Annotated in this window: 16 protein-coding genes; 5 read left to right on the top strand and 11 right to left on the bottom strand. The window is 41.2% G+C overall.

Annotated elements, in window-relative coordinates:
• Window positions 1-120: 120 nt before the first annotated feature.
• Entirely contained in the window at window positions 121-1,251 is a 1,131-nt protein-coding gene (tgt, locus tag H6G79_RS00840) for a tRNA guanosine(34) transglycosylase Tgt (RefSeq protein ID WP_190587949.1), read from the bottom strand.
• Window positions 1,252-1,371: 120 nt separating this feature from the next.
• Window positions 1,372-1,824 carry a hypothetical protein gene (locus H6G79_RS00835; protein ID WP_190587948.1) on the bottom strand — a complete coding sequence of 151 codons (453 nt, stop codon included), beginning with the start codon at window positions 1,822-1,824 and terminating at the stop codon, window positions 1,372-1,374.
• Window positions 1,825-2,188: 364 nt separating this feature from the next.
• On the opposite strand from H6G79_RS00835, the gene cobS reads away from it, so the two are divergent.
• Window positions 2,189-2,965, top strand: a complete 777-nt coding sequence (cobS, locus tag H6G79_RS00830) for an adenosylcobinamide-GDP ribazoletransferase (RefSeq protein WP_190587947.1) — start codon at window positions 2,189-2,191, stop codon at window positions 2,963-2,965.
• A gap of 411 nt (window positions 2,966-3,376) precedes the next feature.
• Here cobS and H6G79_RS00825 read toward each other — a convergent pair whose 3' ends face one another.
• The 5 genes from H6G79_RS00825 to csaB all read right to left on the bottom strand — a co-directional run bounded on the left by H6G79_RS00825 (window position 3,377) and on the right by csaB (window position 9,751).
• Window positions 3,377-4,126, bottom strand: a complete 750-nt coding sequence (locus H6G79_RS00825) for a choice-of-anchor E domain-containing protein (RefSeq protein ID WP_190587946.1) — start codon at window positions 4,124-4,126, stop codon at window positions 3,377-3,379.
• A 469-nt stretch (window positions 4,127-4,595) separates the two neighbouring features.
• Window positions 4,596-7,070, bottom strand: coding sequence for a DHH family phosphoesterase (locus H6G79_RS00820; protein ID WP_190588312.1), 2,475 nt, complete (start codon window positions 7,068-7,070; stop codon window positions 4,596-4,598).
• 53 nt (window positions 7,071-7,123) lie between these two features.
• Window positions 7,124-7,759 (bottom strand): GNAT family N-acetyltransferase, encoded by a 636-nt coding sequence (locus H6G79_RS00815; RefSeq protein ID WP_190587945.1) that lies wholly within the window; start codon window positions 7,757-7,759, stop codon window positions 7,124-7,126.
• A 57-nt stretch (window positions 7,760-7,816) separates the two neighbouring features.
• Window positions 7,817-8,617: a PD-(D/E)XK nuclease family protein gene (locus H6G79_RS00810; RefSeq protein WP_190587944.1), complete on the bottom strand. Its 801-nt coding sequence runs from the start codon at window positions 8,615-8,617 to the stop codon at window positions 7,817-7,819.
• A gap of 96 nt (window positions 8,618-8,713) precedes the next feature.
• The gene (gene csaB, locus H6G79_RS00805) at window positions 8,714-9,751 is read right to left on the bottom strand and encodes a polysaccharide pyruvyl transferase CsaB (RefSeq protein ID WP_190587943.1); all 1,038 of its coding nucleotides are present in this window, start codon (window positions 9,749-9,751) and stop codon (window positions 8,714-8,716) included.
• Between the two features lie 175 nt (window positions 9,752-9,926).
• Between csaB and H6G79_RS00800 the strand changes: the two genes are divergently transcribed.
• The 4 genes from H6G79_RS00800 to H6G79_RS00785 all read left to right on the top strand — a co-directional run bounded on the left by H6G79_RS00800 (window position 9,927) and on the right by H6G79_RS00785 (window position 11,748).
• The gene (locus H6G79_RS00800) at window positions 9,927-10,274 is read left to right on the top strand and encodes a DUF2499 domain-containing protein (protein ID WP_190588311.1); all 348 of its coding nucleotides are present in this window, start codon (window positions 9,927-9,929) and stop codon (window positions 10,272-10,274) included.
• Window positions 10,271-10,567 carry a DUF3593 domain-containing protein gene (locus H6G79_RS00795; protein WP_190587942.1) on the top strand — a complete coding sequence of 99 codons (297 nt, stop codon included), beginning with the start codon at window positions 10,271-10,273 and terminating at the stop codon, window positions 10,565-10,567. Before H6G79_RS00800 ends, H6G79_RS00795 begins: the two co-directional genes overlap by 4 nt.
• Window positions 10,568-10,855: 288 nt before the next feature.
• Window positions 10,856-11,308, top strand: a complete 453-nt coding sequence (locus H6G79_RS00790) for a DUF3531 family protein (protein WP_190587941.1) — start codon at window positions 10,856-10,858, stop codon at window positions 11,306-11,308.
• Between the two features lie 8 nt (window positions 11,309-11,316).
• A complete protein-coding gene (locus H6G79_RS00785) occupies window positions 11,317-11,748 on the top strand; it encodes an NUDIX hydrolase (protein WP_190587940.1) in 432 nt (143 codons plus the stop codon).
• A 195-nt stretch (window positions 11,749-11,943) separates the two neighbouring features.
• Here the strand turns inward: H6G79_RS00785 and H6G79_RS00780 are convergent, their stop codons facing one another.
• The 4 genes from H6G79_RS00780 to H6G79_RS00765 form a co-directional block, all read right to left on the bottom strand.
• On the bottom strand, window positions 11,944-12,582 hold the full coding sequence (locus H6G79_RS00780) for a histidine phosphatase family protein (RefSeq protein ID WP_190587939.1): 639 nt from the start codon (window positions 12,580-12,582) through the stop codon (window positions 11,944-11,946).
• 251 nt (window positions 12,583-12,833) lie between these two features.
• Window positions 12,834-13,166: a hypothetical protein gene (locus tag H6G79_RS00775; RefSeq protein WP_190587938.1), complete on the bottom strand. Its 333-nt coding sequence runs from the start codon at window positions 13,164-13,166 to the stop codon at window positions 12,834-12,836.
• Entirely contained in the window at window positions 13,166-13,552 is a 387-nt protein-coding gene (locus H6G79_RS00770; RefSeq protein WP_190587937.1) for a hypothetical protein, read from the bottom strand. The genes H6G79_RS00775 and H6G79_RS00770 overlap by 1 nt, the downstream gene beginning before the upstream one ends.
• Window positions 13,553-13,793: 241 nt before the next feature.
• Complete coding sequence (locus H6G79_RS00765; protein WP_190587936.1) at window positions 13,794-16,697, bottom strand: response regulator; 2,904 nt, start codon at window positions 16,695-16,697, stop codon at window positions 13,794-13,796.

Raw genomic sequence — 16,697 nt, 5'->3', positions numbered from 1 at the left:
TGCGTTCTTTGCGCTCTTTGTGGTTCGTTTTAATTTCTGGCGCATCGACGTGATAGCGTCTTCCCGCAGGGTAGGACACAAAGAAAAGATTATTTTAGTGAGATTTTGTGTAAATTTTCATCAAGATAGATCATCTCCAGTTTCTGGTGAATTGAGCCAATGACCAAATTCTTCCAGAAAGGAATCGTTTAATATTGCTTGGCGAATCTTCTGGGTGAACCGAATTAGTTCGGTGATATTGTGAATGCTGAGTAAAGTGTAGGCTAAAATTTCTTGCGATCGCACCAAATGAGAAATATACGCCCGACTAAAATTTTGACAAGCATAACAAGGGCAAGTTTCATCTAATGGTGCAAAATCTTCACGGAACTTAGCATTTTTTAAATTCCAGCGTTCGCCTTGCACTATTGCTGTACCATGTCTCGCCCAACGAGTCGGAATGACGCAATCAAATAAGTCTATACCAGAAGCGATCGCGATCGCCATTTCGCGGTAAGTCCCCACACCCATCAAATAACGGGGCTTTTCTGGTGGTAATAATGGTGCAGTGGCTTGGACAATTTGAGCCATTAATTCTGCGGGTTCGCCTACACTCACACCACCAATAGCATATCCAGGCAAATCTAACTTAGCCAACTCCACAGCCGCTTGGGAACGCAAATCTAAATACACGCCCCCTTGCACAATTCCAAATAATGCCTGATCTTGACGTTTATGGGCGGCTATACAACGTTCTAGCCAACGGTAAGTCCTTTGAGTAGCAGTTTCTACTTCTTGGCGAGTGGCGGGGTAAGGCGGACATTCATCAAATGCCATAATCACATCCGCCCCTAAAGTATTCTGAATCTCTATGGAACGTTCTGGAGTTAAATTGATAATCTGCCCATCGTGAGGCGAGCGAAAAGTTACACCCTCTTCCGTAATTTTCCGCATCTCACTCAAGCTGAATACTTGAAACCCACCAGAATCGGTGAGCATCGGCCCATCCCAGCCCATAAACTTATGTAAGCCACCACCACCAGCGACAATTGCTTCCCCTGGTTGCAAATGCAAGTGATAAGTATTAGATAAGACCATCTGTGCGCCAGTGTCTTTCAACTGGGCAGGTGTGACTGTTTTGACATTGGCTAATGTCCCCACAGGCATAAATCTGGGGGTTTCTACAGCACCGTGCGGCGTGAAGAATATCCCGGCTCTGGCCTTTGTTTGGCTACAACGAGCTAAGGATTGAAAAGAAAAATTATCGCTCAAAGTAAAAATTAGATAACTATACTAAGTGATTGTCATTTGTCCTTGGTTATAGCAATTATTAATCGTCTTGGTTTATCTGAACGCAAAACTTTGTGCCTCGACTCATGACAGATGACAATTCTAAAACGAATCAGTGCAGTCATCATCCATTTCTGCATCCCATTTAGCAGAGAGTACTTGTTCCATCATGGCTTCGATGGCGCTGACATTAAAGGTTTTCTCTCGACGCTCTTGGATGGGGGTAGTGAGGGGTATTAAGCGCAGACACATTCCTTCTTGCATCAAATCAAAACAAGTTTCTTGTTGGGATAACTGCTTTAATTCAATATAATCAAAACTATACACGTTCAAATAAAGCGCACTGTTAGCTACTAAAGTCGAACGCTGGGGATTTGCGAATACTTCTATGACATCTCCTTCACCCTCGCTGACTACCTGCTCTCCGTGGGTGTACATATAGTGAACTCGACCTAAATCAGAAAGTAATCGCCGCATGTCGAGTTTATTCACAATCACGCCCGTGTTAACAATGCACGGAGCCGGTATCCTGGTATCGGGTAGATGATGACTCATAGGAAATTTAAAGAGAGGAAAAAGATGAGAACGCAGCTAAAAAAACTTAAATTAATAGCTTAATTAGTTCCCTACATTTAAAAAATATCAATTTTGTGGGGCGATCGCTTCAATACTCTCGATCTAATTTGTTAGCTAATGAATACACAAAATGCTGTACTAGCTTTACGTTGTTAAATTTATTTTTTTATGTTATTATTGCAAGCTAAAAAATTTAGCTTAACGAGTCCAGCATAACAAAATTTTTCAGCCGAGTCTGTAAACTAATAGCTATCTTATCCAAAGCTTTAAACTTATCTACTAGTGGTTGTACCACAGTAATCAATATTATCCCTGAAGCATTTCTGCTATAAAAGTAACTAAAATGACAAACTTTTTTCAGTGGTGGAAAACATCGCTGTTTAACTTCATAGCTAGTGTAATATTTTACAGTACTGTGCCTTTTCCTAATATTAATGGCTTAGATTTTCAGGCAGTATCTCAATTTGCGCCACTAGTTGGATTAATAATTGGCGGATTTTTAGGGCTATTTGACACTGGTATGAATTATTTTGGCGTGCCAGTATTAACCCGCACAGCTTTAGTTATTTGTGCTTGGATTGCTTTGACTGGAGGATTACACTTAGATGGTGCAATGGATACATCGGATGGGTTAGCAGTAGGCAATCCCGAAAGGCGGTTGGAAGTGATGACAGATAGTGCCACCGGTGCGTTTGGGGCAATGGCAGCGATCGCCATAGTATTATTAAAAACCGTAGCCTTAACAGAAATTGAAACTCACCGTTGGTTAATCTTAATGGCCGCTTGCGGTTGGGGAAGGTGGGGACAACAACTAGCAATCTGGCGATATCCTTACCTTAAACCCACAGGTAAAGGTGCATTTCACAAAGCAGCTATTCGTTCCTACAAAGATGTCATTCCGGGACTGCTGTTACTGTTGAGTGTGGGTGGTTTGCTGTGGTTGATAGATAGCCAAAACCTATTTCTCCCACTCACAATGATACTAGCTGGCAGTGCGATCGCCTTTCTCACAGGTCTATGGTTTAATCACAAATTAGGCGGACACACAGGCGATACCTACGGCGCAGTCGTCGAATGGACAGAAGCCTTATTTCTCTGTGTGTTAACTGGATTTGAGTGAAACAAAAAAGCAATCTAACAGGACTTATGCAACTGGCAGATAGCGATCGCGAATTGATATAGGAATAAGGTTTGATTCCTGAATCTAGTTGTGTAGGTAGGGAGTAGGGAATAGGGAGTAGGGAGTAGGGAGTAGGAAAGAAGCCTGATCTGGGTGTACTGATTTTTTTTCAGAAATCAAATATGAGTCCTATAGCATATATGTATTGTTGAGTAAGTCCTAGTGTCAACCAAAATAAAAAACCTAGACTAAAAGTCTAGGTTTTTCAGTGTTAAATAAAAAATGATTCTGACAGTAATAATCGACATGAAAGCGGTCTAACAGATGCACACCTTTGTAACTAATGCAATGTGCTTTTTGATGATTAATTGGCATTAGTAAATTGAATCAGGTGAGAAGACCCACCTATTTCTACCAATTAGTTAGACGCTTTGAGCCAATTTTTTTGCGTTGGGACATTAAACCAATTCCTGCTACTAAACCAAGACCAATTGCAGCAGAAGGCTCAGGTACAGCTTTGGGGTCATAGTCGTATGTGACAGCCAAATTTGCTGCGGCATAAGTGTTGATTTGAGAGTCAAAGTTGCCTGAGCCTGTGACATTAGAATTTGCGAATGCCTTGAAAGTAAAGTCTGCTGTTCCTTTACCGAGGAAATATTGGAAAAATTCGTCGCCAGCATTGACTGTTAGTGTTTTTGCTAGAGTAGCACTCAGACCATTAACTGTCCTGCCGGAAGCACCACCAAAATCTGTCACTCCATCATATCTCGCTACTTGGTAAGCATAAGACTGGGTTGGAGTGAGGTTGAGTCGCTCTACACCTGCTGGGAGTTCCAAGCTCAACTCACCTGCAAGATTTACTAAAACAGTAGCAGCTCTGCTGCTTCTATTTTCAAAGCGGGCATCTCCCTTCAAGTCACCAATAAAATCGATAGTTACACTTTTGAGAGTGCCTAGTTTTGAGTCGAACTTGTTAACACTGATGATATCTTCAATATCTGTCACGTAGAAACCATCAGCTGACACTGGTGTACCATCTGTAGGCTTGTATTGGTATTGAGTAGTGTAAGAAAGAGAAGCTGCGTTTGCTGCGCCTGCGGTGGCTACGATACCGGCCAAGGTGGTCGCTGCGGCTAGAGTTTGGAATAGTTTTGTTGTCATGGAAATTTATCTTCTCAAACTGGATAAACGCAAGATTGCTACATTATTTCTAACTTGTAGTTTTTTGTTCTTGGCTTGCTAAATTTACCGAAATTTCTGTGAAGCTTTGATTAGGAAAAAACCCGGATAAATCTAGCTTTGAGAAATATATATAAAGTTGTATTAAGGTTGGAAAATTAGATGGAGTATTGCTAGAGCCTTGTTTGACCATCAAAAAGTATCATAAGTTTTGCCAAATCACAACTCTTTCAAAGCAGTAAATTCTCATAAATGAAGTATTTTTTTATACTTATCTTGTTGATGAAAATGGATAAACAGCTAGTATGATGAGCATAAAAACTAGTTTGCATCTTAAAAATTTAAAATTTCTATAGGTGTAATTAGGCACTATCTATGATTTGTGAATCCGCTTTATTGCGTATGTAAATGTGAAAAAGCGAGTTCTGTAATGACTCAGCACTAGCCACTTTCAACTCAGAGGTCGATTAACAAGCGCCACAATTGTAGATAAAGGTACTTCAGAAAAATACTGTTGCTGAAACTGTTCTTCGCTGACTGCGGACAGAAATTGAGTAACGGCTGTATCTACTAGGTGCGGTGAAATTGTTTGAGGATTTTGGCTGATTTGTAAATAACGGTCTTGTCTGGTAGCTATAAATCCGCAATGTTTCAAAGCTTTGATGCCTAGTAGTAAGCTGCGATCGCCTATGCCTAATTTTCCTAGTAGTTGCGTGCGAGTAACTAGCTGCTGTGTACGACTCAGATATTTAGCTATGCCAACTAGAGTCTGCCAAATTTCTTGCGGTGGTTGTAGGTGAGGTTTAGACCAAGCTAGGACTAGTTGTTGATGATTGTAAAGTGAGCGTTGCCACCAAATACGTATTTGATCCCAGCTAGTCGGGCATTGTTCTAAGATAAGTGGGGAGTTGGGAGTTGGGAGTGGGGAGTTGGGAGTGGGTAGGTTGCGCCAGTCGAGGATTTGTGTTGAATATTGTTGACTGAGTTCTGAGTCATTGCTGGGACGGACGGCAATTAATCTGATTTCATAGCGTTTTTTGAAACTGTTGTAATCTAATTCGACGATGCAATCAGCTTTGCCTACAGGTAATTCATCTTTGTAATGTCCCCACCACACACCAGGAAAAGGATTTTTAGTAGAGTCATCCCGAATATTAAAATCGGTTTTAATGTACTGTACTTTTTTTCCTTGCCAGTCTTGCTGATTACGATGCCAAGCGTTTTCAAACCAGCAGTTTTGAATGAGGAGTTTTGGGGCTGGGTTTCCCATTCCGCAAGGTTCTAGTAGTTTCAGTTCTAAGAATAATTCTTTGCCCAAGTCTGCTACCGTGACTTTTAAATCTACCTGAACTGTAGGCATTAATTCTGTACTACCCAAAGATTGCCGCAGCTGCTGATTAATTGCTTGGGTAAATAAAGGAATATTCTCGACTGGTAAACTCAAACCCGCAGCGTAGGGATGTCCACCAAAGCGATGTAATAAATGTGCTTGGTCTTTGACGAGTTGATATAAATCAACAGAATTGATGGAACGGGCTGAACCACGGGCTAGTACAAGTGCTGAGTGCTGAGTGCTGAGTGCTGAGTTTTGAGTCCCCGAACTTTGCTCAACGGGGGGAACCCCCGCACGCAACTTCTCGCTGAGTGCTGAGTGCTGAGTGCTGAGTGCTGAGTTAGAAGATAAAGGAGCTAATTCTTCCCCTGCTCCCCTGCTCCCCTGCTCCCCTGCTAATTCAGTGCTTAACAAAATTGTGGGACGGCCTGTTTCTTGGGCTACTTGTCCGGCGACTAAGCCTAATACACCGGCTGGCCATTGGGGATCTTCGAGGACGATGACACTGGTTGTTGATAAATCTAATTGGGTGAGTTTTTGGGCTACTTGGGTTTGGACATCTTTTTGTAATGACTTACGGCGAGTGTTGGCAAGTTCTGTCTCTTCAGCCAATTGATTGCAGTGTTTGGCATCGCGGCTAGTCAGTAATTCTACGCAAAAACTGGCATCGCCTTGAATGCGGCTAACTGCGTTGATGCGCGGCCCCAAACCAAAGGAAATATCTGTGGGGCGATCGCCACTTTTTTGGCACAATTCTAATAATCGTCCTACCCCTGGTCTGCGTCGTGCTGTGGGTGGTTGTTTAAAATCTGCTTGTAAACGTTGGATTCCCAATTGTGCTAAGTACCGACAATCTCCTTTGAGTTGTACCAAGTCAGCAATTAATCCGACTGCGACTAAATCTAATAAATTTTCCAGTGCATCTTGCGGAATATTAGGCAGAGTTTGATAAAGTGCTTCTACTAACTTGTAAGCAACTGCTACCCCAGAAAGATGAAATAACGGATGTTCGCTTGGTAAATAACGGGGGTTAATAATTGCTGTAACTGGTGGACGTTGGGCGGGTAAAGTGTGATGGTCGGTAACAATGACATCTATACCTAACTGTTTAGCATAGATAATTTCATCAATATTTGTGCTACCAGTATCACAAGTAACTATTAATTTAAAATTTTGTTTCGCTAAATTCTCAATTCCTGAATTGTTCAGTCCGTGAGATTCTCTGAGGCGATTGGGAATGTAATAAGTTAAATGTGTATGTTGCTGAAAAAACTGCCCCAAGCCATCCCATAACACCGCAGTGGAAGTGATACCATCAGCATCAAAATCTCCCCAAATCGCCACTTTTTCACCAAGCTTACGTGCTTGTTGTAATCTGGTTACTGCTAGGTGCATTTCTTCCCCAAATTCAAAGGGATTAGCAGGTTGATAATTTTGATAGTTAACAAAAGTGGCTAGTTGTTGAGAATCTTGAATACCTCTTTGCCACAATAATTGTGCTGCATATAGTCCACTAGATGTAGGTGTGTGCTGCTTTACTGCTGCAATAAACCAATCTGGAGGTTGTTCAGTAGGTGCTAAAATCCACTGCATTTTGTCAATAGCCAATAGTTATTTGTTACTTTAAATTTTCTATTCTCTACTCCCTACTTTTGGTCTTCAATAATTGGAGGTTCGTTTACTAAAGGATTGAGGACTAATTCATTCGCAACGCCATCAGATTTTCGGGGGCGAATTGTGGGACGCGATCGCCTGTAACCTGCTCTTTCGGCTTTTTGATGTTCGTAATCAATCAGCCTACCATAATGTGGGTGTTTACTTAAATTCATCGACAAGAAAATATGTTGACGAATATTACCAAAACCTTTGCGATTAAAAAATTTAACTGCGGCTACATTGGTGGGGTCAGTATCTACTAACATGAATCTTGCACCATCTTCAATCATGCGGGCAACGACTTTATCAACTAGTTTATCTGCTACTCCCTGACGCTGATAGTTTGGGTTAACTCCCAGCCACAAAATATAACCATAAGTCCAAGATGCTTTAGTTATAATTGTTCCTAAAATAAATCCCGCTAGTTCTCCGCTAGTTTCAGCGACTAAGCAATATTCTGGGTCTGTATTATAAAGTCCAATTACTTCCCATTCATCCCAAGTGCGGTAGAGGTATGGATACAAATCGCTGGTGAATAATTCTTCACCCAAATGATATACAGGAGCGATATCATCAATTCCTAATTCGCGGACATAAATTGCGTCGCTTTCATCAAATGTAGTCATAAGTTAGATAATAAGAATTATAAGTTTCGCGCAAAGGCGCAAAAAAACAACGTAAATTTACAGTGTGACTTCTTGAATGTTATCAATATTTACTAATGGATATATTACTGTATCTTCACCTGATTGTATACGTTGACAACGAACGGCAAACTGGCAGTAATTACAGGCTTTACTAGTCTCAATGACTTGTGGGAATGGCTGACCTTTTTGATAAAGTTTTAGCCAAGTAGTTAGATTATTTAATAGCTGATTGAGTTCTTTTGCTGTTTGCTGATGTTGCTTATTATCGTAGGTGTATTTTATATTTTGTGGTCTACCTTCAGACTGAACAAACCAGTAAGTCATTGAGATATTTTCTGGCAAGTATTCGCTGGTTTCGGCTAAGACGTACATATAAAGGCGTGTTTGCCAGTTTTGGGCTAATTTGCGTTTATCTGGTGGTTTGGGATAGGTTTTCCAATCTAAAATTTGCGCTTGCTGGTTATCGGCAATTAATAAATCGTAGATAACAGTTAGTAAATAATCTTGAACTTGTAAGGTACGATAGTGTTCGCTTTCGCGGAAAATTTGATTATTTGTTGTAGGCGTTACAATATCTGGCGCAGCATTAGCAAATGCAGACATCCACTTTTGTAGTTGGGCATCGGCTTGTAATAAACTATCAATTGGTAAACCGATTTCTCGCTGCTGCATGAGTAAGTGAAACCGACTACCTAAAGTTTGTCTTCCCTCGTGTTCTGGATCTGCGGGAGAATTGAGTTGCTCTAAATAGGTATGCTGAAACTGACGGGGACAACGTTCTAATAAGTTGAGTTGTCCTTGGGATAGTCTTAATAAATTAGGAGAAGTTGATAGCATTGTTCTATTATAGATTTAGCTGCGATCGCCTTGCTGAACCCTATTTTATTTGTAATAATTTTTATCTGGGTTTTCCCTTAACAAATATCCAAAAATTTAACTCAAGGCTTCACTTAATAATTCGCGGTGCATTAAGGCTCTATCTACTAAAGATTGGATTTTTCCTGGTAAAAGTGGTTCACCGTTGGCGTAATATTCCAGCCAAGTTTTACTAATTATATTTGCCTCATCTGGTAAATCTTCTAAATCCCAGCCAGGTATTGCTAAATCTTCCATCAAACGATTGACTTTGGGATCATAACTCAAGGCAAAACAGCGACAACCTTCAGCCGCAGCCATAATTAAACTGTGTAACCGCATTCCAATTGTCATTTCCACACCACGATATACACCTTTTAATAGTTGTGGATCTTCTAGACACAATATCTGACTAACATCAGCAAGCTGGGGTTGAATGGCTTGGGCTATGGCTAAATCTTCACTTTTTTGAAATGGCAGCAATAAAATAAATGCTTGGGTGGCTTTTTGAAAATCTACTAATGCTTTGGTGAGGTTGGCTAGGCGGGTTGGGGTGAGTTGAGGATGCGATCGCAATGTTACAGCAACTCTCGGCGCAGGTAAATCTTGAAGTTCGGGAACTGGTTTTCCTTGTAGCGCCCAAACAGGATCAGGTGCGATGATGTGGGGAATTTGCCAATCTGATAATAAAGCCGCACTGGCGCGATCGCGGACACTAACTTTGGTACAACCAGCAAAATTGCGTCTGGCTAACCAGCGCGTTTGCGGACGCACTAAAGGGCCGATACCTTGCGCCCAAGCAATGGTTTTTAAATTCATTGTTTGCGCCAATGTCATCAATCCCCCATAATACAGAGGGCTAATGGTGCTGGTGACATCTTGAATTAAACTACCACCGCCCCAAATCAAAGCATCGCAGGAACGTAAAGCTTGCAGCACAGGTAGTATAGCCATCCGGTTGTAAGTTTCTACATTGTAGCGATCGCGCGTTTCTTCGGGATTACCAGAAAGCACCACAGGCGTAACATGAGATGGCAACATTTGTAAAAGTGTCGCCAGTAAAGCTTCATCACCACCGTTACCTTTGCCATAATAACCAGACAATAACGCCCGCATAGTTCCCATCTTCAGAATTTGGATTTTAGATTATCAACTTTTTCTCAACAGTTCCTAGTATGTCAGCCATCTTGTCAATCAAAGAGGAATTTCCTTGTGGGAAGATTGAAGAACAGAAGAAAGAATCAGAGGAAGATTAACTTTTGACTGTTGACTGTTGACTTTTGACTTATTTATGCACGCCTTATCAATTCCCACTTGGATTATTCACATTTCTAGCGTTATTGAGTGGATTGCCGCGATTTGGTTAATCTGGACTTACGGCGAACTCACGGGTAATCGTAGTTGGTGGGGATTGTCCCTAGCAATGTTACCAGCTTTAGTGAGTGCTATGTGTGCTTGCACTTGGCATTATTTTGACAATGCAGAATCTCTAGAATGGCTAGTAACTTTGCAAGCTACCATGACTTTAGTTGGTAATTTTACACTGTGGGCAGCTGCGGTATGGATTTGGCGTTCCAGCAAGTCTGCCAAAAATGTCACAGATAATGTTGCAGTCTCATCTATTAAATCAAAACCATGATCTCAAAAGAAACCCTGTTTGCCCTTTCCCTGTTTCCCTATTTGGGTTTCTTGTGGTTTCTTAGCCGCAGTCAACAAGTACCCAGGTTAGCATTGTATGGATTTTACGGCACACTTGTATTTGTCGGTGTTACCATCCCCGCAGGTATTTACGCCAAAGTTCATTATGGCGAAGCTTTGGCAAATGTAGACTGGCTACATGGGGGTGCGGAAGTCTTTTTAACCCTATCTAACATCTTGCTGGTGATTGGTTTTCGCCAAGCTGTGAAAGAGAGGTTAGAGGCTAGAGGTTAGAGGCTAGACCCGAATTTCTCACGTATGGGTAGGGAGTGTGGAGAGAGAGGGGAGTGTGGGGAGTGTGGGGGGAAAGATTTTTTCACCATCCTCCCACACTTCCCACCCCCCTGGATTTCTCACAAGAGAGAAATCCAGGTAGAGACTAGAGGTTAGGGATTCTCAGCACTTTGTCATACCACATTGCCTGATAAAAGCATTTCCCTGATCTCTTCTGTCTCCTTACCCCTAGCCTCTACTCCCTACTTTGATATGCTTATTTTGAACGACAGTAATTGAGATAGTTGAATGTACATTCAGTTTCGTGAATTTAATCCGTTTGATGTCTGGATTTGGTTGCAGTTTAGTACCATTCCTTCACAACGGGAAAAAGAATATATAGAAGAAGTTTTTAATTCCTGGTTTTACTTGGGTAAGTTGGGCGCGTTTAATGCTGAAAATTTGCAAGTCCAAGAAACAGGGCTAGAAATTAGCTATATGGATTATGATGTACAGGGCTATGACAAAAGCTTGTTAGCTTTGATGCACAATATGGGTGAGATTGAGTACGAAGGACAATGGGCGCGTTGCTGGTTTGACTTGGGAACTAGTGATGCGATCGCTTTAGATATTTTAATCAATGCCCTCACCCAGCTTAGTGAAGAATATGTCACTATTGAACAATTGTATATTGGCGGCGAAAATGAAGATTGGCCTGTGGAAGATAGCGAAAGCCGTTCTTACTCCATATACGATAATTAGTAACAAGAATGAGTAAATCAGGGGAAATTCGGGTCATAGCTTTAGGACTAATTCGGGATGGCGATCGCATTTTTGTTTCTGAAGGCTATGATCCTGCAAAGCAGTCCACATTTTATCGCGCCTTGGGTGGTGGCGTTGATTTTGGTGAAACTAGTTATGCAGCTTTACAGCGAGAATTTCAAGAAGAAATTCAAGCTGAATTAACTAACATTCGCTATTTGGGTTGTATTGAAAACTTATTTATCTATAACAATCGGCAAGGGCATGAAATCATTCAACTTTATCAATGCGATTTTGCTGATTCCAAGTTTTATCAACTAGAAAGTTTAATGTTTTCGGAATCAGGAACCCATCATCATCGAGCGTTGTGGGTAGATATTGCCCGTTGCAAATCTGGTGAACTGCGGTTAGTTCCAGAGGAATTTTTTAATTATTTATAGCAGAAGGCAGGTAATAGGTGACAGGTTACAGGTTATAGAGTAGAAATTGAGAAATCAACTCTCATCACCTTAACTGAACCGTATTGATTTATAAAGCCAAGATTTTTTCGAGAGTAGTTACAAGCGATCGCAAAACCCAACAAAGTCTAGACTTTGTTGGGTTTCGTTACTTTACCAAACTACATTTGTAGCAATTTAAGTTCCAGGACGAGAGCGGAGATGATCTGGGATATGATGGCGATCGCCTAATATTTCTAACAATGGCCCATGAACATCAAATTTCACCATACTTACCGACGCAACCAAAATATTCACCCGATAACGATAGCGTCCTAAATCAATTCCCAATAAACTGCAAAGCAAAATCCGAATGGTGGCTTTATGGGAAACTACTAACACATTACCTGCGGGATGCTTTTCTTGAATTTCCGCAATTACAGGCATCGAACGGTTCGCAATATCTACTGCTGTTTCGCCACCTTTGGGTGCGTTCCAAGCAGGTTCTGTCAGCCATTTTACATAGTTTTCACTATAATTATCTTGAGCAAAAGATTTACTCTTAGCTTCCCATTCGCCATAACTACCTTCTCTCAGTCCATCACGCAACTGCATATCTATACCAGTAGCATCACAAAATGGTTTAGCTGTGGCAATTGTGCGTTTCATCGGGCTAACATAAGCTGCTTCCCACTTCAATTTCTGATAAACATTGGCAAAACTTTCTGCCATCTGTCTTCCTTCTTCTGTCAATTCGGCATCAGTTTTACCGCAGAAATTACCACTTTGACTAAAAGTAGTTTCGCCATGTCGCAGTAAATATAAATTGAGCGTCATAAATTATATTGCAGTTGCGATAAAAGAGTTTGTGTAACTATAAAGTACCATCAATCTCACAATTGAGTATGTAACACCAGGACAAAGTAATCAACCAAAAAAGTCAATCAAATACAATCAGGACTTACGCAACTAGCATATTTTTTCTGTAGGGTGTGTGACGCAACGAGAAGATTTAAACGTAGTTCTCAGATTTATAGCGTCACGCACCAACCACCAATTGTGACACTTACGTAAGTCCCTCCTAATATCTACTCATATCGATGTTTTTTCGATTTAATCACTTCAATTACATCATCATGACGCTGCCCTTCGATAATGTCACTTAAATGAATTTTGCCATCAATATATTGCAGATGAATCCGCCAGCCAGATAATTTATCGATATCAGCGCGGTAAATTGCTTGTTTAATACCTTTAACTTTCCGCAGTCTGGTTTTAGGAAAAGTTCTAGTCCGGTGACATTCGTTATCTTCTAATTCTGCTAAAGCTTCTAAAAAATCAATTTTCAATTCATCTGGCAAAATTTTCATCGCTTCATAAATTACACCATGCTCATCAAAAAGTGGTTTAATCTGTGGCATCAGCTAGAGTGAACCTCAACTTCTTGATTTTGCATACTAAAATCTTGGTAGAGATACTCAGCTACAGAATTATATGCTTGAGTAGCATCTTCTGTACTGACAACTCTAAATAAGGTGATGACTGTTGTATCAAAAATTGGGTCATCATCTATGGTAAGTATGATTCTGATTTCTTTATCGATGATTAAGGCATAAAGGGAAGAATCATACTCAGTATTAAATTTAATATTTTTTAGTTTAAAGGCTTGATTTTCTAGTAAATTTCTCTTTTTAGAAATTAGGTCAACATATCGATTTAATTTCTTAACAATTTTAAATTTCTCTCTATTGTTAAATTTTTCCAAGTCTTTTTCAAATGCTTTAGTTGATTCAATGAGTATTTCCATTTAATTAATGCTTGAATCAGAATAGGAAACTAAGTTTAATATAGCTGATAATTATCGATATTTGAAGTGTGATTGGTAGCGGTTATAAATATAGTAATCTTATTTGATTGGTGAGAATCGAGAGGCTCAGATCCCCGACTTCTTCAAGAAGTCGGGGATCTTTTAGTTCACGAATGATGTAGGAATGCCATAGTGTAAAGCACAATACATAAACTTTAGAGGCTAAATATGTTTGGTTAACTTAAGATTTGCGAGCAAGTTCAAAGACGGTTTCTACTAATTTATCTAAATCAAGTGGCTTAGAAATGTGGTGTTGAAAACCGACCGATAAAGAACGCTGTTGGTCTTCTATTCTGGCATAGGCGGAAAGCGCGATCGCACCTATTTTGCCGCCTTTGTCTGTTGGTAAGGAGCGAATCTGTTGAATGAGTGTATGGCCATCCATATCGGGCATTCCAATATCACTGATGAAGACATCTGGTTGAAACGATTCCAGGGAAGCTAAAACTTCTGCCGCACGGGTTACAGCTAATATCTCTGCACCGTATTGTTCCAGTACGGCTGTGACTAACTCTCGCGCATCGGGTTCATCATCGACAATTAAGACTTTAATTCCGGTTAAATCTAGTTCTGGTGTTGATAATTCATCAGGTTGACTCCGCACTGATGTAGTAGCTAACAAGGGCAATTTAACTGTGAATGTCGCCCCTAGTCCTTCACCGGGGCTGTCGGCTTGAATTGTACCGCCGTGAGCTTCCAGCAAATAGCGCACAATGGCTAAACCCAACCCTAACCCACCATATTTACGAGTTGTTGAAGCATCTTCTTGGCGGAATGATTCAAAAATATGGGGCAGAAAATCGGGTTTGATGCCTTTACCTGTATCGCTGATGGTGATTTGTGCTTGATGATCAACACGCTGTAATTGCACATCGACTCGTCCACCAGCCGGGGTAAATTTAATGGCATTCGACAGCAGATTCCAGAAAATTTGCTGTAGTCGTGCCGAATCACCGGATACTTGCCCAATTTGGGGCATGGTGGAATGTAACAAAATTGACTTGGCGATGGCGGCTGTTCTGACTGTATCCAGTGCGGCTTCTAAGACAAATACTAAATTTACGGGAGCCTCATCTATGTTGAGTTTGCCCCGCAAAATCTTCGCCACATCTAGCAAATCATCAATTAATTGACACTGTAATTTAGCGTTACGTTCAATGGTGGCTAAAGCTTCGGCGGTTTTTGCGGCATCAAATTGGCGGGTTTGCAGCAGTTTTGCCCAACCTAAAATCGGGTTGAGGGGCGATCGCAATTCGTGAGAGAGAATGGCTAAAAATTCATCTTTGATGCGGTTGGCGCGTTCGGCTTCGGCTCTGGCTAATTGTTCTTTTTCTAACAGCAAACTACGTTCTTCTTCCGCTTGCTTTTGTTCAGTAATATCAGTATTTGTCCCAAACCAACGTAATATTTCACCATGCTGATCACGGATGGGAATAGCACGGGACAAAAACCAACGATACTCTCCATCATTGCCCCGCAGGGGAAAGGTATCTTCCCAGGCTTCACCTGTTGTTAAACAGTGGCGGAAGTGTTGGATTACCCGATTTAAATGGTCGGGATGGTGGATTTTTTGCCAGCCCCATCCCTGCATTTCTTCTAGAGTTGTACCCGTGTAATCAAACCAACGTTGGTTATACCAAAATATCCAACCGTTTGCATCCGCCATCCAGGCAAACTGCGACATATTATCAGCCAGGGTGCGGAAGCGTTCTTCACTTTCTTGCAGTGATTGTTCGGCTTGTTTGCGATGGGTGATATCTCTCCAGGTGGCAATAAAGCCATCCCCAAATTTCGCCACGCGGATATCAAATGCTCTAGTTAAATATTTCTCGCCATATTCATCACTGTAAATCAGGTTTTCTTTCATCAGTGACTGTCCGCTTTCAACTACCCGACAATATTCTGCAAACAACCCACTCTCTCGATGTCCTGGCAATAACTCACACAACCCCCGCCCAATTTGCTGTTCATAGCTCATGTGATTGTTGAGACAAGCTGCATGGTTAACATATTCCGTACGGAAATCGATAATCTCTCCTTGCTCGTTTCTGATAGCTACATAAATCCCCAAGCAATCTAAAACGTTTTCTACGGAAGTACGAAAGCGTTCTTCATTGGCTCGCAGTTCTGTTTCTACTTTTCGGCGTTCAATTAATTCATGTTGTGTTTGCTGATAAAGTTCTGCTTGTCGCAGGGCGATACCCAGAGCAGTGGCTAATTCTTGGAGCAAATCAATTTCTAAAGGCTGCCATTGACGGGGAGCTTGACAATGATGCACAATCAGCATTCCCCACAGTTGTTGGTCTTGCAAAATCGGCACAACTATTTTGGCCTGGACTTGTAAATTTGTTAACAATTCGATGTGCCAGGAATTGAGAGTGCCATCATAAATATTCGGTTTGATAGAGATTAATCCCTGATGAGCAAATTCAGTATAGTATTCTTTGAAATAAGGGTTATATAAGCAAGTAGACAACAGTGGTGTCCATCCTGCACCGGCTGATTCGTTGGTAACAATGCCGCTATTATCTGGTTGCCAACGGACAATCACAACTCGGTCGGTGTGGAGAAACTGCCGTACTTCTGTGACTGTTGTTTGCAAAATTTCCTGTAAATCTAAGGATTGATGGATTTTTTGGATAATTTGTGCTAGTAATCTTTCTCGCTTGATGCGCTGTTGCAATTGATTCCGTAACTGGACTGTTTCAATGGCTCCCTGAACTGCTCGTTGCAAAGTTGCTGGGGTGATGTGTTCTTTGACGAGATAATCTTGTGCGCCCGCTTTCATGACTTGGACAGCGATCGCTTCACTGCCCTGGCCTGTTACCATAATTACGGGTAATTCAGGCTGTTGGCTAAAAGCTTTTAACTGAGCGAGAAATTCTAAGCCATCCAAATCAGGCAAGCGATAATCCAGCAAAATCACATCTGGTTGTTGCTGGCAAAGTTCCAGGCCTTGACTCCCCAAGGTTGCTTCCCAAATATTGTAGGAGTAATCGATATCGCGCAACAAACACTGCCGATAAAATTCTCGGTCTTCAGGAGAATCATCGACAATTAAGACATTGCGCCGAGCTTGAATCAT

This window comes from Anabaena sp. FACHB-83, assembly GCF_014697485.1.
GTDB lineage: Bacteria > Cyanobacteriota > Cyanobacteriia > Cyanobacteriales > Nostocaceae > Nostoc_B.
Note: the sequence above shows the minus strand (reverse complement) of the source record. Positions and strands in the feature narration are given on the sequence as shown.